Origin of the sequence: Pseudomonas sp. GL-B-19 (assembly GCF_019956415.1) — a bacterium.
In the GTDB taxonomy this organism is placed as follows: Bacteria; Pseudomonadota; Gammaproteobacteria; order Pseudomonadales; family Pseudomonadaceae; genus Aquipseudomonas.
The window spans coordinates 43,621-63,829 of sequence record NZ_JAHBDK010000019.1 but is presented as its reverse complement, the minus strand read 5'-3'; the positions used below and the strand labels follow the sequence as shown (position 1 = coordinate 63,829).

The following is a 20,209-nucleotide window of genomic DNA, read 5'->3' as shown; positions in this document are numbered from 1 at the left end:
TCGTAACTATCTTAATAAGGCCAAGATTATCTGACACTGTCTGACTGTCACCAAACTGACAAAATTGCTTCTAATATGTCCAGCAGATCGGTAATCCTCAATGGAGTAAAGATGCCAAGTTGGGGTTATGCAAGATCGTTGTGGCGCCAGCGGCGTTTTTTTTATGGCCCCGATTTTTGCGGCCGATCGTGGGCCAAAAGGTAATGTGCCCCAAGGGCAAGTGAGAGCACTCGCTAAGGAGTTGCCCCTCTGTAGATCAGCATGCGAAGCAAGAACATCGGATTGCCAACCAGATAGCGACTGAATAATCGTTTTGGCTCCTGTATCAGCCTGAACACCCATTCACAACCGAGACGACGCACCCATTTCGGCGCCCGATCAACTTTGCCACCCAGAAAGTCGAGGATAGCCCCACCGCAGACAATCAGACATGGCACACCGCTGGCGGCTAGCCTGGTTGCTACGACCTCTTGTTTGGGCATGCCCATTCCCAGCACAACCAATTCTGGCTGCCAGAGCCTGGCAAGGTTTACATAGGTATCCGCTTCCGCAAAACCATGGTGCGCAGACACTACATTTACCGCAAATAGCGCATCACTTCGTTTCGCCGCATTAGCTAGAAAAGCCTCTTCAGTGCCCCAAAATGCCACGCGTCGTCCTTTGAACGCGGCCAACAGTTTGGGAATAAAATCCGTGCCATTCATGTTTAACCCCGGCGCCATTCCAAGACGACGAAACAGCATGGCCATGCCGGAGCCGTCTCGCAGTAAAACGTCAGCAGATGACAACGCCTCGTAGTATTGATTGTTAGCTGCTACCAGGTTCATGGCGTGCGCGTTGACGAATCCAAGCACTGTTGTTACGTCAAATCTGGATAAATCATCAATCAAATCCTGTTGATCGCCAACATCGCTGACCAGCCTCAGTTTCGAGACAATCGTTTTCCAGTTGTCCTGCCAGGTCAGAGCACGCATCACGTGTCATCTCGCTTCGAACGCACCCACTTAACCTGGCGCTTCATTAAAAATCCCAGGTATAGGGGTATTTTTTTCAACGCGTAGAACGGCGCATACAATAAAGTAGAAAAAGATATGATCCCGCGACCAAATTGGCTCCATGCCAGCAAGACTGTCACACCCAAGATGCCCAGCCCGGCAGAAGCTATCAAGGAGGGCGCCAGGACGCCAAAGAGCACAAACACCAACCAGGACAGGCTAAACGCCGCTCCCAGTATCAGGGTCAGTAAGGCCAACGGCGGAACCAACAAATCCAGCGTCATAGCCAAAAGACTCCAGTTGCCCCGACTAATAGACTCCACGATCAACTTTGGCGTATCACCGAGAAGTACCCCCAGGTGACCATGTTCCCAACGCGTTCGCTGGGTCCTTAAACCTTCATCACTGCGTGGAAAATAACTGGTCACCAAAGCGTCTGGGCAAAATAAAGGTGGTTTGCCGCTTCGGCAGAAATCCAGGCCCATCTTCAGATCTTCGACGATGTGCCCACTGGCCAAATTGATTAAAGGCAGATCCCGCCAAACGAACGCCATGCCTGTGCCCATTAACTGACAGGGCAAGCCAAGCCGAGCCCACCCTTTGGGCCGCACCAGGTTCTTCACACACCAGGCAAACTCGGCAAGCCGCACTTTTAGCCCGGCGCCTTCTGGTGCACGCATCAGATTAAGTGATTGAGTAGGCCGCCCTGATTCGATGCAACGCACTGCCAGCCTTTCAATAGAACCCTCGACCACCTGGCAGTCGGCATCAACAATGATGAGGACGTCCGGCGCACTGCTCGTCAAATGACGCACGCCAAAGTCCAGCGCATAGCCCTTGCCGCGCTGCTGATCATTGCTGCGCTCCACCACCTCGGCGCCCGAAGCGCGGGCGTGCTCGGCTGTGTCGTCAGTGCAGTTGTCCGCCACCACCAACAGGCGATCGCCAGCAAGCAACTGCGGCCGAATACTATTTAACGTTGCGACGATGATCGATGATTCATTGTGTGCAGGCACCAACACCGCCACTCGCGGCCGCGATCCTTGTTTCGACGCAGGCGATCGCACAGTCAGGCAGGCCAGCAACACCTGGATGAACAGCACCAGCACCGGCAACAGGATGAGTAGCAGCAGTGCACTGAACAGCCAACTGAAAAATGTGATCATGTTCGATCCTTAAACAGTTTCGCCAATTTGGTCGCTTCGGTATCAATATCGTGCCGCTCCAGCACTCGCTGATAAGCGGCCTCGCCCATGCGCTGCAACACTTCGACAGGTTGCGCGAGGCAGTCTGCCAGCGCTGCCGCCAAGTCCTCTACCGCGCCCGCGGGAAACAACCAACCGTTCTCACCCTGGCGCACCAACTCTGGAATGCCTGCCACATAAGTCGTGAGTACGGGCCGGCGCAGGGCCATGGCTTCCATGATGACAACAGGCAAGCCCTCGGCGAAACTCGGCAGCACCATGGCCCGCGCCGCAAGAATTTCCTCACGCACCTGCGCGCTGCTAATCCAGCCGGTGATACGAACCTGAGCCTCTAAACCATGCTGCGCAATCAGGGCTTCAATTTCCTCACGCAGTTCCCCATCGCCGGCCAGCACTATTTCAAACGCTACGGATTGCGCTGCCAGAATACGGGCGGCCTCCAGTAACAACAATTGACCCTTTTGTTCACTCAAGCGCCCCACACAAACCAACCGGGGGGCAGCCGGTAAAGCAACTGCCGGCACGTCGTGAAAGGCTCGTTCCAGGCCACAATGCACCACTTTGACTTTTGCCCAGTGCGCATGAGGCACCCAGCGAAACAGCTGGCTGCGCCCATAAGAGCTGACGGCCACGACAAAAACTGAGCGCTGAACTTTCTCGCCCAAATGAATAAACTGCGGTTTGTCGAACTCTTCAGGACCGTGCACGGTAAAGCTATAGGCGGGCCCGCCAAGAGCATTGGCCAGCATCACTACTTCGGTTGAGTTAGTGCCGAAATGCGCATGCACATGCTCGGCACCGAATGCCTCTAACCAAGACAGCAAGCGGCAAGCCTCGAACAAATAGACCAAATGGTACGGCAAGGGGCGATCGGCATGTCGGCCCATGCGTAGCGCCAACCACAGCGCCGATAAAAAGCGCCGCGGCTTGGCGCGCAGCACCTGGAACACAGGCACCAACAGGTCTTTGACTCCACCCTGGAGCACATAAAGGGTTTTATCGCGTTCCGACACGTCCTCAGCATCCACCAATTCGGCATCCCAGCCACGCAGCGCAATGCGCTGCACTTCCAAGCACTGGCGTTCTAACGCCAGAATCTCGCGGCGGATGAAGCTATGGCTGACCTTGGGGTATTGATTGATGAAATAAGCGATACGCATAGGAACCAAGCTTCGATGTCGTGGCGGTGAATTATGACTGCAGGCAAACCCACAGTCGTACGGTGATCACGAACGTCAATGTGCTAAATAGCGGCCTTTCAACACCTTATCTATTGCTCTAAATGTGTCATCTAGATGCTCATAGCGCCTGCGGTACATGGCGCGCTTTTTTGAAGGAATAGAGTCAAGCGGCTTCCTGGATGAAGCCATGGGAATCTCAAAAAAGTCTTCGCGCTCTGAAGGTGTCGCCCCATGCTCCAACCAGATCGAATCATAATTTGCCGCAAGCTCTTGAGCTTTTTCACCGCCGAAATACGGATGACGATGATGGCGATACCCATCCCCTACCGCATATATTTTTCCAACACCAATATTCATTGAGATGTATTTAATAGTCTCAATCAAAAAACTTCTTGGCCGAAGACCTTCAAAATCTTTTGTAAGCTCCCGGTAAATTGCCAAGGACTTATCATTCTCTATCCCTTTGTGTATCCCTTGAACTGCACCGATGAAAATACAAAGCTCAATCTCGGTGTAGCACAACGTGAAGGCTATCGATGCAACGCGCAAATTTCCCTGAAACAAGTTCAGCACCAGCTCTCCTTCGCGCATAAACCATACGGGACGATCCAGAACCAAGGAGCAACCCGCAGACCACTCTGATAAATCACTCAAGATAAAGCGGTCATTGCGCCCGAAAAGCAAAAACTGTGGACAGCTTTTTGTGACCACTTCGTAATGTGAGGCTAATACGCTAAGCCTGGCCTGGGAGTCCCATCTTCTACTAATGTATGGCCAATGAACAACACCGACACAGTCGGTCCCCAGCTTCTCAAGTCCAGACTTTCCCAGCGCATTTGACATGCGCGACAGAAATAATTTCAGATCGGACCAGTTTATTCCAACCAATACCAGGAACTTCAGCTTGTTTTTCAACGCTCTGACGGAATACCCAGCATGTAAAGAAAGCACGCTTTTTAGTACCAGCCAATAACTCATAGAAGTCTCACTTGTATTCGATCAACGCCGATTTACCGGTGCCGAATCTGTCCAATAGAAACTTGACTTGCCCAAGCAACTCGGGGAATTTCCCCAGCACGAGAAAGAAAGCCAGCAACCAGTTTTCGCGCGCGGTTCTATCGCCCCGACGAGCCAATCGCGCTACCTGCAATGGATAAACCAGCAGCAAAAGCAGCCCAAGCCACCCCAGCATCAAGCCCGCAATGATAGTCGCCAACGGAATCCCCAAGCCCCAAAACCAGGCCCGACGCGACTCACGCCGCCAGTGTTGCTCCGGTGCATTCCCATGCAGAAATGCGCCCTCGGCAAAGGCGTAACCACCGCGCAGAGTACGCCACCACCATTGGCCAAAACGAGTCATGGCCGCATCATGCAAGGTCATGTCGCCATCCAGGCGCCAGACCTTCCATCCATTCGCACGCAGACGCAGACACAACTCGGGTTCTTCCCCGGCAATAAGCTCCGGTCGAAAACCAGACACAGTGGCAAAAGCGTCGGCCCTTATCAGCGCATCACCACCACAAGCCTTGGTCTCACCTAGCGGCGTATCCCATTCGAGATCGCACATTAAGTTGTAAATCGAGCGCTGTGGAAATCGTTCGCGCCGCCGCCCACAGACCACCGCAACCTGAGGATTTTCATCAAGAAAGGCCTGTGCCCGAGGCAGCCAGCCTTCGACCACCTCGCAATCACCATCGACAAACTGAACATAAAGTAACGCCGGCAATAAGCGTCGCACACACGCGAAGCCTTCATTACGCGCGCGCGCAGCCGTAAAGGGAACCGTCATATCCAACTCGACCACTTCGACCCCAAGCTTCAGCGCCATCGGCACTGAACCATCCGTTGATCCTGAGTCGACATACACTGCCTTCTGCGCCACACCGACCAGCGAAGAAAGACAACGCTCAAGCCGTAGACCTTCGTTACGACCGATAACTACAACACCAATACCAGTGGCCATTGAGTTCATAAGCATTCCTTTGCTTCTGTGCACTTTCTTTTCTTGATAGTTGCAGGCACGCCCACGGCAATCGAGTCGTCGGGTAAATCTATGAGCACCACGGCATTGGCACCGATCACAACATTATTACCAATGCGAATATTGCCCAGTACCTTGGCCCCGGCGCCGATATCAACATTGTTGCCTATCACCGGGGCAATGGGCTCATCCACATTTTTTAGCCCCACCACCACGCCGTTGCGGATGCGGCAATCGTCGCCGAACTGCGCATAGCCACTGATCACGATTCCACCGAAATGATCGATAACGAAGTTACGGCCGACCACAACCTCACACGGCAGTTCGATACCCGTCACGATCTGCACAAACTTGAAAAGTACTTTGTATATAAAAGAGAACAGCTTGCGTAACAGCGCCGGACGCACGCCGTAGCGCCAGCGCCCAAAGCGATAAACCAGCATCACCCAGAAGCCCTGAGCCGTCCAATCCCCACCGTATGCACGCAAGTCGGCACGTATGAATTTGAACATAAAAGATCTACCGTGTTGGTTGGCTGGCGAGGCGGGTTTCACGCACCAATATCCAAGTAACTTTAGTATGCTGCCAGCACGCCTGGATAGACGCCCAATCACGGCCTTTCAATAGAGCCTTGAGCGCCAAAATTAGATCCCCAAGGCTCACCAGTGCCATATGAAAAGCCAAACCCGCCAGGCCGTGGTGCTTGCGAAAGTACAACAGCTCGCTTTCGATCTGAAACTTGGGAAGTTGACGGCTGGCCGTATTTAGCTCGTCAACAGATTTGGCACTTTCTCCACCGATATGCACCACCGTGGTATGCGGGTAATAAATCACTTTCCAACCAGCCTGTTTAACGCGTTTGCAGTGGTCAACTTCTTCGTAGTAAAGAAAGTAGCGCGGATCGAACAAGCCAATCTGGTCGATGACTTCACGGCGGATTAGGTAGTAGCACCCAGGCACCCAGTCGCACTCACGTACCGACTCATGATCCCAAGCCATGTCGTCGACCTTCTTCACCCCAGGAAAAAAGCGACCGAGTCCTGTTCGCGCAATGAAGACATTCAACGGAGTCGGAAAATACCGACAGGACGGTTGCAAGTCACCTTCTCGCCCAACTAACCGAACACCCAGGACACCGCAATCCGGATGCGCCTCCATGTATTCGAGGGTCATGCTCAAGGTGTCGGCAGCAATAAAGGCATCGGTATTAAGGAGTAACGCGTATTTACCTTGCAGGTGCTCGACTAATTGATTATTGGCCCGACCAAAGCCGATATTTTTATAATTGGCCACTTGCAATGCCTCTGGACAAATGTTTGCCAGGCATTCGAGAGAATTATCGGAAGAGGCATTGTCTACCACCAAATAGCGCGTGCGATCCGCACTGTTTGTTTGTCTTAACGCATTAAACATCGGCTTTAACAGAGCCGCTGTATTATAGTTAACGACTAGCACATCAAGGGAAACACTAACCATTGGATTGCCCACCCAAAACGTGCTGCACTCTCATTGCTATAAGCTTCGGCTCAACGTTTTGATCGTATACACCGCTGCGCTGCTTGATGAGGTCGATCCACGGATAAGTGGCACAACGCTCTTCGAAAACGACCAATTCCTTGAGCGCAGAACGGTCCCTTTTTAGACGGTTGGACGGGCCCTCAAACCAGAAATGCCCCGGCAGAGTGCTGACCATTGTTGCAACCAGACCTGAAGCCACCAGCGACCAGGTAGACCGGGTGAAGTAACCGAGGGCCAGCAAGACCAGAAGGTCTGCAAGCTTGGACGTAAAAAGGATGACACCGCGCACAATCTGCACGGTCCACACCGTATTAAGGAACACCGCATCGTCGTCATTTGGACTCTGGATGATGTTCTGGCGCAAGCCAACATCGGACAGAATGTGCAGAACCATCGAAACGGTGGCGGCGGCCATGATGCCAAGCATCAGCAGCCGTGCCATCGCCGGGTTGCCACCCAAATCAATGGCTTGAGACGTAACACGTGCGCCAAGATTCCACGCCCTAGCAGATATCGCTCGCTTGTGCAGGTTCAACGATGGCGATAAATCAACTGGCATTACAACTACCCCGGATTCAATGGCACGCACGAAAGGTACTATAGTCGCATTTGGCCATTGCGCTAGCCGCGCTACGCAGGCATGAGCCTTTCGGACGCATCGGGTCTGACAAGTTGTTAGCGGCCAGCCGGCTACTGATGAGCCTGAGTTATCTGCGCGAATCGGGAGTGCAGTATCCGGGATCAGTTAAGTGTTTTGGGGTCTGGACACCGTTAAAGCCATGCCGCGAACTGGACGCCTGACCCCGATTGCCGCAGAGCATTACCCAGTGCTGGCCAAGCGTGGTTCATGCACATCGGATTTTCATCGGGAACGCTTGCCCGACTTCACAATCAGTGCCACCACACTGCGCCACGAGCTGATGTCAAAAGGCATGTGCGTAAGTGCTCGGATTCCCAATGCTATGGCGTCCAATTTATTACCGCTTTGATGAGTGCGCCATGCAGATCCCATTAACATCCCCCCTATCTGTTTTGCTGCACTACTAGCACTGTCGGCGCTACTATCGGGAATTGTTGGCGGCTGATCGCGCTGAAGATCATCTTGGCCATACATCTTGCGCTGAACTTGAAACTTTCTGGCAATATCCTCGAAGAAAATACGCTTTGAATTGGTTTGTGTATGCGTTATCGACGCTTCATGTAATCTGTATTCGTAGGCTATCCGAGGTAAGTACATGACTCGACCGAAATTGGCTAAGCGCAGCTGGTAGTCGATATCCTCACCCGTTTCAAAATAGGGTCTGAATCCGCCGACCCGATCAATTGCACTTTTGCGAACAGCATAGGTACAAAAATGCGTTCTCGTGCACCCTAAATTGAGCTCCTCAGTGATATCTGAGCCGATTTCGCCGGTCTCTAGCTGGGTGACGAGTAGCCCTGATTCATCTAGTGCAGTAAATCCCCCACACACAGCCGCATAATCTTGATTGTTGTCAAGCCACGTTACTTGATGGTCGATTCGGCCAACCGGGTAAAGATCATCTGCATCGCAGCGCATGACTATGTCTCCCCGCGCCAAAGCCAGGCCGATATTTAAGGCTGCGGCAATGCCTTTGCCCGGGCCATCTACGACTTGGATTCGCTCATCCTTGATATTCAACACCAATTCCAATGAGCGGTCGGTAGACTTATCGTTGATGACAACCACTTCTAAGCTAATGGTAACTTCGCGCAATATTGACGCCAGCGCCTGAACAACGAACGGGGCTGCGTTGCGCATGGGGACAAGTACGCTAACCTTCGGGACAGTGTTAGTTTTCAAATTAGGTTCTTCCCCTGCGGCTCAAGTGATTTAAACATTGAAACAAGCAGCAGCTTCCACCCATCGATTGAATCGGCTGGAGCATGACAGCCTTCAATCCGTAGCAAAGTGCCGTCATATGCTGCCGACTATTCCATGCGCCCTGCCATATTGAACTCCAAATTGCTTTTGCAAGGCACGATCATTCCCCGGGCTTGAGTGTAGGCCAAATTCGATGTTTAGCCCCTCTAGGGATTCGCCGAAAAAATTCCCTTTTCGTGCTATATCGACGTTTTCAATCTGATGTTTACAACCCAATGGGCGCGCACTGCTATTCCGGGCCGCTTGCTGCAAGTACCTCTTGGCCAGCAACAGCTTGTCGACCCGCTCACACCCACTATGTTGGTCGCCGTGCCTTCCTTGGGTGGCAGACCACCACTGGCCAAATGGATGCATCCGGTGCTGACTCGCGACTGAGATCGATATCTTCTCTACCGGCCGTTATTCATGAAGAAGAGAGACCGTTTCCTCATCACCCAAACGCAATCCTGCAGGGCCTCCCGATAAAGGTCGACGTGTAACGATCGGCTTTGGGTGGGCTGTCTTCGTAGCTCCGGGGAATGAGCTCCAATGCATACGATGCGTAGAATCGGCAAGATCCTGGCGCTTGCCAGAGACTCATTGTGAACAGTACTTGCGCTTCGAGGCGCAGCTTTTCCATTTCCGTAGGGCTTCGTTCATCTGATTGACGGCTTGGATTTTGAGTTGTTCGGAGTAAAGCGGGTACTCAACGAAAAGTACGTGGTATTAAGAAAATTGAGAACAACAGTTATTAGCATAGTAGGCCAACACGTGAGGCTTGTTTTCAAAACCTACGCTAAGCGTCTAAAAGATAACAATAAAACTATTTGTGGCAGTGCTCATTTGCAGGTACCTGAATCCGGGGCTATTTCATGGGAAAACAGTCCATCCGCTGATAACGGAGTTATTTATTGTGTCGACATTTTGACGCCATCCGCCGTGTTTTTTATTTCTGCGTATTGTTGTGACGAGCTATTGACGTGATGGCTATGTGCTTATACGCTCAACTTAGCTTGGTGAAGATCTCCCCCGCCCGACAATTGAAATAACCTCTGTCAGGAAGGTTGTGCTATGCGTCCACTACTTTTCCTTAAGTCCTTTCTGGTAGTGATGCTCTTTAATGGTGTGGCTGTTTTTAATGCGCAGACGGCCAGTTTTTCCAATGAAAATAGTCACATAAGCAAATCTTGTGATGCTTTAAATTATCAGGTTGACAGGGTTCTCGAAGCACGTTCGGGTAGCGAGCTACTTACTTTTGGACGCAGCCTTTGCGTGCATTCGATGATCAGCGATCTCTACTTCGCCAGCACTCAATCTGCCAAACTCAGCAGTTTCATTCATCAGCCGGACTCAACCTGTGACGACTTAGTGGCGGCGATAACCAATGATCAGGTGATGGTTGATCAAAATGTCCAGGAGACAGGTTTGACCGGCACATCGAATCAGCCGAAGGCCGTAGCGCTTTCTGCTCTTGCATGGCTATTTTTTTCTGCGTTATTTGGTTTTGTTGCCGTAGCCAATCGACGAAAAGTGTAATTGACGTCTTCATGTTTTTGGCGATGCCAGTTGTTCTGGTGGTAATTTTTACTGTCGTTCGAATATATGAATTTCAAATGCTTTTACTTGATGTTCGATTGATTGAAGTTGACGTCGGCTGATTTTCTGACAAAAAGCGCGCGAAGGGGGTGGTTATAGTGGCTGTGGCTGGCGGTGTTTCAGTTGAGCGGAATTTTCGGACGACCATGATGCAGTTAATTTGACGTGGAAAAGCCAGGGGGGAGTATTTAGATTCAAGTCATTGTTAAATATTAAAATTTCGCTATCTGAGGCCATACTAAATGAAATTTACCGCCGACAAGCTTGATGCAGGTGCTGTCTTATGGTTTCTTTGGCATAAAATGGGAGTGAGTGAATTGACTCCGTTTTTGTGTGAGACTCCTTGCATGGCTGCTTAGGCGGAGGGATCCCAATGTTGCGTTTATTGTTATCTGCGCTCTGTGCGCTGGTTGTTTGGCCCAGCATTACCAGTGCCAACGAAAAAAACTCGGTTTACCTGCTAAATCGCGGGGATGTCATTGTTATTACCGTTTGGCGCGAGGAGACTCTAAAAGAGGAAGTGCATGTACTTCCCGATGGCAGCATCACTTTTCCGCTGGTGGGGCGAGTCGAGGTTGCGGGGCTTGATTCCACGGCAGTCGAAAAGGTAATTGCCAAAAAGCTCGAAGCGTTCATACCCGATCCGAACGTGAGCGTTGTCGTCAGGGACCCCAAGGGCAATATCGTCTACGCGCAGGGCAAAGTGCTGAAACCCGGTTCAGTGCAGTTGGCAGGTCCAACTGCAGTACTGCAAGTGTTGAGTATGGCAGGTGGGCTCGACAAATTCGCGGACAAAGACGCCATAAAAATTGTGCGCAACAAACAGGTACTGCCCGTCCATTACAGCGATTTGATCTCCGGACGTGATATGTCCACCAACTATGAACTCCAGGCCGGCGATACGCTGGTCGTGCCTTGATTTTGCGCGAGATATTAGGGTTTAGCTTGCTTGTACTACGAGGGGCCGGGGTTGCGACGGCGATCTTTGTTTTGCCGTGTTCGGGGGCGGCCTATGCTGCCACCTGGCAATCAGCAATCGCACTGCCAACGACTGTAGAACACGATAGCAATCCACTGCTTGTTGGGAACAACGAGAAGGCGGTGACACGGACGATTATTACTCCCGATGTGAGCTTCATGGGAACTTCCGACCAGGATCAGTTGAATATCGGTCTCGGATTGAACATCGTGCGCTCGTCTGATACATCCGTCGTTAGCAACCGTGAAGACCCAAAACTGCTTCTAGGGTGGCAACGTGAGACCGAAACAGGGGCGTATGGACTTACGGCGAGCTATGTCGAGAACTCGACGCTCTCCAGTGTGGTTCAGGAAACGGGTGTGATTGCCGCCGATGGTACGCAAAAGCAATATTCGTTGGGCGGCAATTGGCGCACCGCGCTTAGCGAACGAAGTACCTTGGTCAATAAGACTGAATACACAGACTTCAAATACGATATTAATTCTCTGACCAGCTATGACGAGCTTTCGAACCGCCTAAGCTTGAATTATGACTGGAGCGAACGCGTCGTACTCGTCACGGGTTTTTCCGCGAGTCGCTATGAGCCTGAGTCGGGCTCCGGGCTTGCATCCTCAAACAGCTACACCCCCACTGTAGGTTTGAACTTTAAAATCTCCGAGCAACTGGAGGGGGCCGTGTACGCTGGTGTCAACCAGGTCACGGGTACGGACAGCAATCCCACAGGTCAAGGCGGGTTCACTTTGCACTATGCCGGCGAGCGTTTTGACACAACGCTCGACGCCAGTCGCAGTACGATCGCCAACGGCGATGGCGGGTTCGTCGAGAGTAATAATCTGCGGGGGACATGGAGTTATTCCATCGACGAGCTCAGTCGTACCGGTCTGGATACCTCATGGCAAAAAAACAAAGGCGATACGTCCAATACCCTGCGAAATTTCAATGTCTGGGCCAGTCGAGAATTCTCACCTTTTTGGGTTGCGCGCCTATCCTTCACTTACAAACAACACCAGCAAGATGGCTTGCCGGATGCCAGCGCTAACGTCGTCGGGTTAACCCTGACCTATAGTTACCCCGAACTCTGAAATTCAACGTTGTGAGAACTATGGCCTCTGAATACGAAATGTCGGTCAACGACTACATCGCAATCATCAAGCATCGAGCCGTGTTGGTGGTCGTGAGTATCGCGGCAATACTCGCGGTGAGTGTCTTGGTCGCGATCTCCATCCCTCCCGTCTATGAGTCGTCCAGTACTATTCTGGTTGAGTCCCAGCAGATTTCGCCAGACCTGGTTGCGGCAAACAACAATACCTTTGCCGATGAGCGCATCGAAGTCATTCGCCAGCGCGTGATGACCCGCGAGCACCTGCAAGAGATCATCGACAAATACAATTTATTTTCTTCGCAAAGCCAGCAGTCGAGCGTCACCGAGAAGATCGATGAAATGCGCAATGCGATTGCCGTTTCCCTCGTCAGTGCTGCCGTCAAGGGGCGCGGAGAGGTGACAATTGCTTTCCGCGTTAGCTTTGAACACAGGCAACCAGAGATCGCCAACAAAGTAGCCAACGAGCTGGCGACACTGTTTCTGGATGAGAACATCAGGCAGCGCACCGAACGAGCCAGTGAGACGACGGAGTTCCTGACGCAGGAGGCAGACAAACTCAGGGTTGAACTGGAAACCCTGGAGAACCGGCTGGCGGACTTCAAGCAGGCTCACAGCAACGCGCTGCCTGAGCATCAGAAATTGCGTATGGATATGCTGTCGCGCGCCGAAACCGAGCTTAAGGAAGTCGACCGAGACTACAAGGCTGCCCGTGAGGAATTGCGCTTCAATGAGTTGGAAGTTTCCGCCGCCAGCGCCGGTGTCGCGAGCAAACCCGGGGCGTATGGTGCGGCAGCGGAGAAGCCGCAGGATCTGGGTAGCCTCAAGGCGGAGTACACCAGATTGCTGTCGATCTATACGCAAGCTCACCCTGATGTGCGCGCCGTCAAACGCAAAATTGCTGCACTTGAGGTTGCCCAGGGTACCGGAGCAGGTGCAGTGAGCCCGGTTAGTCTGGATGTTGCCAAGGCGCAGGCCCGGGTCGCGGCTTCAGAAGCGCGCATCAAGTCGCTGGCCGATCAGAAGCGGGAAATACTCGGCAAAATAGAGGCCTACGAGGCGCAGATTCTTGAGACGCCGCAAGTCGAGCGCGGCATGGTCACGCTGATGCGTGACCATGAAAACGCTCGTAAAAAATATGAGGAGATTCGCACCAAGGAGATGGGGGCGAAAATTTCAGAAAGCCTGGAACAGGAAAACAAGGCCGAGCGTTTTGTTCTTCTTGAGTCGCCACTGATGCCCGAGAAGCCAGTCAGGCCCAACCGTAAGAAAGTGGTTGCCATGGGCTTTTTGCTCGCCCCGGTAGGCACTGGAGCACTGGTCATGCTGCTGGAGATGCTGAATCAGCGCGTGCGTGGTGTTGAGGCTCTGGCCAGTGTGTTGGGTCGACGCGTATTGGGCACCATTCCCTACATTCACACCAAGGCGGAACTCGCACACCGCAAGCGGTTGCGAAGGTTTCTGATCCTCTGTGGATTCGTGTTGATCGCGTGCCTATTGATCCTCGTGCACTTCTTCTACATGCCGGTGGACCAGATGGTGTTCAAGGCTCTGGCGCGGTTTGAATAAGGAATATAGTCATGGAAATCATCAAGTCAGCGAGCGATATAGCCGAGCAACAGGCTTCGTCAGGTCTCGTGATCACATCGACAGAGCAGCCTCCAACGCTCAATGCCCTCAGTTATGTGCAAACCAAGGTTGTACCTTTGCGGGCAGACCACCTTGAGCGTCATCGCATTGTGGCTTACAACAAGAATTCGAGTATGAGCGGGGCTTTCGATTTGCTACGTACGCAGGTTTTGAAAGCCATGGAGGAAAATGGCTGGCGCACGCTTGCCATCACCTCACCGACCCCGGACTCAGGTAAAACGGTAGTGGCGATCAACCTGGCGATGAGCATCGCGCATCACACCACCAAGACGGCGTTGCTTGTGGACTTCGACTTGCGTCGTCCGAGGGTGGGGGGCTGCCTGGGTATTCCGATGGAAAAGTCGCTCAATGAGTTGCTCGCCAATGAAGCTGAACTGCAGGACGTGCTGATCAATCCGACCTTGCCGCGGTTTGTAGTCCTGCCGACACGAGAGCCGATTCCTCTCTCAGCAGAGGTGCTGTCATCACCCGCGGTGAGCCTTTTGATTAGCGATCTTCGTGAGCGCTACGACTCGCGTATTGTGATTTTCGACTTGCCACCGGTGTTGAGTTCGGACGAGGTGATTACGGTCTTGCCTAAATTCGATTGCGTCCTGCTTGTGGTCGCCAACGGCATGAACAGCAAGAAAGAGATCGAGGAAAGCCTGCATCACCTGGCGACAGCCAATCTGATCGGCACAGTGCTAAACAAAGCCGAGCCCAGAACCTCTTACTACTAGTAGTACTGCGTCCGCCAGAGGCGCTCGGTGTTTTCGCCAGCACCGACGTTCAATTCCAGGGATACTTCTGCTCCCAGATCCAGGCGTGCGCCACTATCTGTTCAAGTGAGGAAAATCGCGGTTGCCAGCCAAGCAATGTATTGGCCCTCCGGGAATCAGCCACCAGGCGAGGCGGATCCCCGGCCCGTCGCGGCGCTTCGCTCACGCAGATATTTTTCCCGGTCACGTAGCGCGCGGTGTCAATCACTTGCTGTACAGAGAAACCTTGGCCATTGCCGAGGTTGAACGCCGTGCTTGCACCTCCATCGCGCAGGTAATCCACTGCAAGCGCGTGAGCCGCAACGAGATCGACAACGTGGACATAGTCGCGAATGCAGGTACCGTCAGGCGTGTCGTAATCACGGCCATAGACGGTGATTGATGTGCGCCTGCCAGAGGCCGCTTGCAGGATCAGTGGCAGCAGGTGTGTTTCCGGTTCATGACGTTCACCCAGCTGTCCTTCAGGGTCTGCACCGGCGGCATTAAAGTAGCGCAGGCAGACAGATTTGAGCCCGTAGGCGCGGTCGAAGTCTTCAAGCACCTGCTCCACCATCCACTTGCTCCGACCATAGGGGTTGATCGCGGCCTTGGGATGCTTCTCATCGACAGGTACATACACCGGGTCGCCATAGACGGCGGCGCTCGAGGAAAAAATAAAGTTTTTAACTCTGGCGCGAACCATGGCTTTTACCAGCGTCAGGGTGGCGCAAACGTTATTTTGATAATACTTGGCAGGTTCAGTGACGGACTCGCCCACCTGTATAAAAGAGGCGAAGTGGAACACGGCATCAAAGTGGTGTTCCGCAAACAGGGCGTCCAGCGATTGCTCGTCGGCAATGTCCAGTTCGACCAGTTTCCCGCCCATCAACGCGCCGCGATGGCCTGTTGAAAAGTTGTCTGCCACCACCAGTTCGTGACAGGCGCCCAGTAGCTGCTTGACCATGTGAGAGCCGATATAACCCGCGCCACCAATAACCAAAAATTTCATCCCGACCTCCACTCCCCTGAGCAAGCACAGATTGAAACGTCAGTGCGATCCCGCTGACTATCGCGTTAAAAGATTAGTTGGCTATTGAGTCGCCGATGCGCTGGATGATGATTTGTTGACAGGGCTTGGCTGCTTGTTGCTTGAGGCTGTGGCTTGAGTGACGTCTTTTTTCAAAAACAACCAGTTCGACGCCTGTTGGCCGTCGAATTTGATTGTATAGCGGCCATCACGGTAGGTAGCAGGCAGTTTTTTCATTTGCCCAAGAGTGCCGTGGGTGAACAGTGTCAAGTATTGCGGTGCCTGTATGGTCAGCGTTCCTTCGAGGGGCTCTACATAAAAAGGTGTTTTACCCTCGTCCTGGGGGACGGCGCGGGTGCCCAGCGAAATCAGTAAATCCTGCGATAGGTTCACAGGCGCGGCGTCCAGGCTTTGCACTACCACACTGGCATAAGCCGTCTTCACTTGAACCTGGATGTCGCCAAGGCTGATCGACTCACCGCCGATCCAGCCGGTGGCGGCCTGGGTGCGCGGCGTATTGATGGTGTAGATGCCTTGTTTCCAGTTGCGTTTGAGCTCGCCCGTATCTGTCGTGGACTCGTTGGCATTGGCATCTAGTAGCGACTGGTCAGGGTCGTGATACTCCTGCGCATTGCCTGCGATAACGCTCTGTTGCAACCAGGGCAATTCTGGTGTCTGTGGCATGGCAATTTGCAGCTTGCCTTTCTCCATCGCAGTACGCAGCAGAGCAGAGTTAGTCGGTGTGATCAGTTGGTTGAACAGGGTGTCTGGCGTCGGTGCGAAGATATAGGTCGTGCTGGCTTCGCGAACATCAGCGCGGCGATAGAGCAAAGCGGCGGCAGGCATTGTGGCCAGCAGTGCGGGGTCGTTATAGGCGTGCCAGTTGCTGGCAGTCATCCATTCCCCGGATAGCGGTTCCTGACTGTAGGCATATTGCATCAATGCATCCCAGCCTTGGTGGCTGGCGGTGCCGGCGATATACAGTGGCAGCGAGTGGCGGTCGGGTGTCGGGAAGGGTTCATTGTTCCACTCGGTGACGGTCAGAGGTTTGCCCCTGACTTGGCCGGCAGCGATCCAGTTGATCAAGCCGTCGCTGTTGAGCGGGTTTTTCTCCAGCTGCCCAGGGCCACCGTAGCTGTGGGCGTCGATTACGTCGCCGGAAGTAAGGGCCGGCAGGGAGCTGAGGCCATCACCGCCCCAGGTACTGGTCGTGGCGATGGGGACCTTCACTCCCACATCACGCAGGTACTGAATCATGTCAACGTCGAAACGTCGTTCCAAATCATTGAGGAACAGTTTGGAGGGTCCATGCTCCCAGGAACGCCAGGTTTTGCTGGACGATAGATTGTGCTGGTTGGCAAACGCTGCGGCTTCGGCCATGTAAATCTTGTTGTGCTTTGGAACGTTCTTGTCGGGTAGCAGGGCATTTCCAAAGTGATGAGTAATGTCATTTTCGTTGCTAATCAATACTGCGGCGATCCCCGGATCGTCTTTGTAGGCGAGACCGGTATAGGTGTTTACATGGGTCAAATAGGCTTTGGCAAAACGCTTCATCGCCTGTTGAATGGTGATATTTACGTAGGCGTAGCCCTTGAGATCGGCGTGGTTACTGCTGTTTTTTGGCATCTCTTCGAAGCCATAAATGTTGTCTTTTGCAGTAAAGGCTCGCTCGACGTGCATATCGAGCCATACATAAATGCCCTCGTCTTTGAGACACTTGATCCACCAGTCAATTTTTTTCAGCGACTCCGGGCTTAGTTGCTGGGTGTTCCGCGTGAGGTCAGGGTCGCCAAAAATGTTGGGACTGACCCATGGTGAGTCATGGTGGTGTAGTCGCACGAGATTGAAACCAAGTGCGGACAGGCGTTTAGCCTGCTGCTTGATTTCATCGTCTGGCGTGCGGAACAGCGCATAAGACGTGATGTTGGTACCCCAGAAGCGCGCCGGGGTGTTGTCGGCGAATCGCAGTTGCTCGCCGGACGCTTTGACGAAGCCGCGCTTGCCTGCTGGTTTTTCATCAGCGTTGAGAAAGGACAGATCGACCGGTGAGGTTTTCCAATCGAGCTTGCCACTCGGCCAGCTCTTTGGGTCCGCCAGGCCGAAGCGCTCGGTAGTGGTGGGGCCAAGTGCCACATCGCCCGATATGCTTAAGGTAGCTTTGAAATTCTGATGACCGGGCTTGATCGTGTTTTTGTAGAAAAAAGCACGCACTTCAGATCGACTACCCGGTTCAAAGTACACACTCGCCAGTCCAGGCTCAAAACGCATCTCGATATGTCGCCCTTGTGCATTCCCCCATGACCAGCCTCTGTTGTCAGGGAGCAAAACCGGCTCGCCCATTTCTCCCGAGAAAAGGGCTGGGTCGAACTTGAAGACGACCCCCCCGCCCATCACGTCCAACTTCGTGCTATGTGCATCCAGGGTAAAATCCCAAGTCAGTTTCTGCTCGTTTTCCTTCTGGATTTTCGTACCCAGGTCGAAATCCAGTGCTTTGTTCTGGCCTGAGAGGGAGTATCTGTAGGGGGCGTCTATCTTGAACTCGGTTGGAAAACTCACCCAGCCCCAGTTGCCCTCAAAGAAGGTGAATGAAGAGGAAACAACGGGACTACCGCCGTGGATCAGAACTGGCAGGCCGCTTTGATCATCGACACTGGCGACCCAGGCTGACGCCCAGGTGCTAAACGGCCAAACAACAAAAGACAAAAGAACCGGAACCAGCAAACGGGTGTGGCGAAAAAATTTGGCCATGGGGTTACCGGAGTTGAAGGCTGGCACCGGCACTCGCAGTGGCGGCGGTCGAGGAGTGTTTGAGCCTGCGCACCATTTGAGCATAAGCGACGCCTAGTCCGGCCACCGACCAGTACACCACGGGGATCACTGTAATACTGCTAACGGTAATGATGGTGATCAATGCCCCGGCCAGGGTTGCCAGGAGCGCGCGTCCAAGTCGACGTGCTTCTTCGTCTTTGTTGGGGAACGTACGCATTGCCTTGCGGATGCTGAACAGTACAGTGACAAAAAAAGCCACGAACAGCGTCAATCCAATCAGTCCGAACGACAGCGCTACGCCGATATAGGTGTTAACGATATCGATGATTCCGTCTCCCTGAATCATGGATTGCATTTCTGGTGTGTTGCGGTAATCAAAGGAGCCCAGCCACAGGTTGCGCTGGATAACGATCAATGCGTTGTCAATCAAGCGCTGTCGGTATGTGATGTTTTCTACTTCTATCGTGCCGATGAACGGCAGCAGATCAAGCACTTTTTGCCCGCCAGGCACAATAGCCAGCAGGGAAAGGGTAAAGACTCCGGCGACCGCCAGTAGCATCAGGCGTTTGAAAGCGTTCCGGCCGGTGGCGATGAACACCATGATCATCGTGGCTGCGCCAATCCAAGGGCCTCGCGATAGGGGGGCAACCAGTCCACCTGCGAGCAGGAGCGCACCCAGGAGTTGCTGAAATCGGCTGCGTACACCCTTTTGCAAGAACAGGTAAAAACCCATCGCTACACTGATGACAAGTCCCAGCGCAATGGCTTGGCCGGTGGTGGCGCTGGCACGCAGTGAGCCTCCACGGCTCAAGTAGCTAGACATTTCCCAGTGTAGGCCCAAGGCATCGATCAGCGCGTTGTAGAGCAGCCAATTGCGGGAAAATTCGAAGAGACCAATCAGCGACAGCACCATGGCGGCGATTACAAAACCCAATAGGGCGTCCTTGAAGTCGCTGAGTTTCTTGAGGGCCCGACTGGCGACGTAGTAAGGCAAAAAAACATCGATGAAAAGATATAGCGTTTGGCGCAACGTGTCGGTGACCGTGGTTTCGCGCAGGTAAATCAGGCTCATCAGTAGCAGGTTGGCCGCTAACAACTTATCAGGCCAGGTGCGTCCGAAAGAGGCCGTGTCTGCTTGCCTGCGTAGCGCGAAAAAAGCTGGAAGCAACACGCACAATGCCAGCAGACGAATATGGTTAAGGGCAAAAAAATAGTTGATCAGGTCGAAGCCTGGAATTTCTGCCGGAGCCGGCGGGATTAGAAACAGCAGGATAAAAAACAGCGCCACGGGGTTGCGCTCGCTTTTTCGTGCGAAGGTCAAAACGATGGCGGCAATACCCGCATACACCCAGAAACTGTGCGAAACAAAGGCCAGTAGCGTCAACACGAACCAAAGATTGCGGCGACGAGTGAAGTCACGATCAGCCATCAGGTCGGCTGCTGATCGACGTGCGAGGGCAAAAACGATGCCGGCAATAACCAGAATGGCAATTAACGCGCGAAAGTGCTCAGGCATAGTTTTTTGGACTTAGTGATTGATGAGCGACTAGTGGAATGGCCAAATGCGACTATAGTACCTTTTGTGCCATT

At 53.0% G+C, this 20,209-nt stretch carries 18 protein-coding genes; 6 read left to right on the top strand and 12 right to left on the bottom strand.

The window, feature by feature from the left end:
* Positions 1-233: 233 nt before the first annotated feature.
* The 9 genes from KGB06_RS06370 to KGB06_RS06330 form a co-directional block, all read right to left on the bottom strand.
* Complete coding sequence (locus KGB06_RS06370) at positions 234-974, bottom strand: WecB/TagA/CpsF family glycosyltransferase (protein WP_223512825.1); 741 nt, start codon at positions 972-974, stop codon at positions 234-236.
* Entirely contained in the window at positions 974-2,161 is a 1,188-nt protein-coding gene (locus KGB06_RS06365; RefSeq protein WP_223512822.1) for a glycosyltransferase family 2 protein, read from the bottom strand. Before KGB06_RS06365 ends, KGB06_RS06370 begins: the two co-directional genes overlap by 1 nt.
* Positions 2,158-3,360 carry a glycosyltransferase gene (locus KGB06_RS06360; RefSeq protein ID WP_223512813.1) on the bottom strand — a complete coding sequence of 401 codons (1,203 nt, stop codon included), beginning with the start codon at positions 3,358-3,360 and terminating at the stop codon, positions 2,158-2,160. Before KGB06_RS06360 ends, KGB06_RS06365 begins: the two co-directional genes overlap by 4 nt.
* Before the next feature lie 75 nt (positions 3,361-3,435).
* Entirely contained in the window at positions 3,436-4,359 is a 924-nt protein-coding gene (locus KGB06_RS06355; protein WP_223512811.1) for a DUF535 family protein, read from the bottom strand.
* Between the two features lie 7 nt (positions 4,360-4,366).
* Complete coding sequence (locus KGB06_RS06350; protein WP_223512972.1) at positions 4,367-5,344, bottom strand: glycosyltransferase family 2 protein; 978 nt, start codon at positions 5,342-5,344, stop codon at positions 4,367-4,369.
* A gap of 5 nt (positions 5,345-5,349) precedes the next feature.
* Entirely contained in the window at positions 5,350-5,874 is a 525-nt protein-coding gene (locus KGB06_RS06345) for a serine O-acetyltransferase (protein ID WP_223512808.1), read from the bottom strand.
* Between the two features lie 7 nt (positions 5,875-5,881).
* Complete coding sequence (locus KGB06_RS06340; protein ID WP_223512805.1) at positions 5,882-6,838, bottom strand: glycosyltransferase family 2 protein; 957 nt, start codon at positions 6,836-6,838, stop codon at positions 5,882-5,884.
* A complete protein-coding gene (locus tag KGB06_RS06335; protein ID WP_317849344.1) occupies positions 6,831-7,439 on the bottom strand; it encodes an oligosaccharide flippase family protein in 609 nt (202 codons plus the stop codon). Before KGB06_RS06335 ends, KGB06_RS06340 begins: the two co-directional genes overlap by 8 nt.
* Before the next feature lie 303 nt (positions 7,440-7,742).
* Complete coding sequence (locus KGB06_RS06330) at positions 7,743-8,702, bottom strand: glycosyltransferase family 2 protein (RefSeq protein ID WP_223512802.1); 960 nt, start codon at positions 8,700-8,702, stop codon at positions 7,743-7,745.
* A 282-nt stretch (positions 8,703-8,984) separates the two neighbouring features.
* Between KGB06_RS06330 and KGB06_RS06325 the strand changes: the two genes are divergently transcribed.
* From KGB06_RS06325 to KGB06_RS06300, 6 genes are all read left to right on the top strand, one after another.
* Positions 8,985-9,158: a hypothetical protein gene (locus KGB06_RS06325; RefSeq protein ID WP_223512800.1), complete on the top strand. Its 174-nt coding sequence runs from the start codon at positions 8,985-8,987 to the stop codon at positions 9,156-9,158.
* Between the two features lie 675 nt (positions 9,159-9,833).
* The gene (locus tag KGB06_RS06320) at positions 9,834-10,298 is read left to right on the top strand and encodes a hypothetical protein (protein ID WP_223512797.1); all 465 of its coding nucleotides are present in this window, start codon (positions 9,834-9,836) and stop codon (positions 10,296-10,298) included.
* 433 nt (positions 10,299-10,731) lie between these two features.
* The gene (locus KGB06_RS06315) at positions 10,732-11,277 is read left to right on the top strand and encodes a polysaccharide biosynthesis/export family protein (protein WP_223512796.1); all 546 of its coding nucleotides are present in this window, start codon (positions 10,732-10,734) and stop codon (positions 11,275-11,277) included.
* Positions 11,278-11,303: 26 nt separating this feature from the next.
* Positions 11,304-12,419 carry a hypothetical protein gene (locus KGB06_RS06310; RefSeq protein ID WP_223512964.1) on the top strand — a complete coding sequence of 372 codons (1,116 nt, stop codon included), beginning with the start codon at positions 11,304-11,306 and terminating at the stop codon, positions 12,417-12,419.
* Positions 12,420-12,439: 20 nt separating this feature from the next.
* The gene (locus KGB06_RS06305; protein WP_223512793.1) at positions 12,440-14,005 is read left to right on the top strand and encodes a GumC family protein; all 1,566 of its coding nucleotides are present in this window, start codon (positions 12,440-12,442) and stop codon (positions 14,003-14,005) included.
* An 11-nt stretch (positions 14,006-14,016) separates the two neighbouring features.
* On the top strand, positions 14,017-14,805 hold the full coding sequence (locus KGB06_RS06300; RefSeq protein WP_223512791.1) for a CpsD/CapB family tyrosine-protein kinase: 789 nt from the start codon (positions 14,017-14,019) through the stop codon (positions 14,803-14,805).
* 49 nt (positions 14,806-14,854) lie between these two features.
* On the opposite strand, the gene galE is transcribed toward KGB06_RS06300, so the two are convergent.
* From galE to KGB06_RS06285, 3 genes are all read right to left on the bottom strand, one after another.
* Positions 14,855-15,832: a UDP-glucose 4-epimerase GalE gene (galE, locus tag KGB06_RS06295; RefSeq protein ID WP_223512786.1), complete on the bottom strand. Its 978-nt coding sequence runs from the start codon at positions 15,830-15,832 to the stop codon at positions 14,855-14,857.
* Positions 15,833-15,913: 81 nt separating this feature from the next.
* On the bottom strand, positions 15,914-18,598 hold the full coding sequence (locus KGB06_RS06290; RefSeq protein WP_223512785.1) for a cellulase family glycosylhydrolase: 2,685 nt from the start codon (positions 18,596-18,598) through the stop codon (positions 15,914-15,916).
* 4 nt (positions 18,599-18,602) lie between these two features.
* Complete coding sequence (locus tag KGB06_RS06285; protein WP_223512779.1) at positions 18,603-20,135, bottom strand: O-antigen ligase family protein; 1,533 nt, start codon at positions 20,133-20,135, stop codon at positions 18,603-18,605.
* Positions 20,136-20,209: the final 74 nt, after the last annotated feature.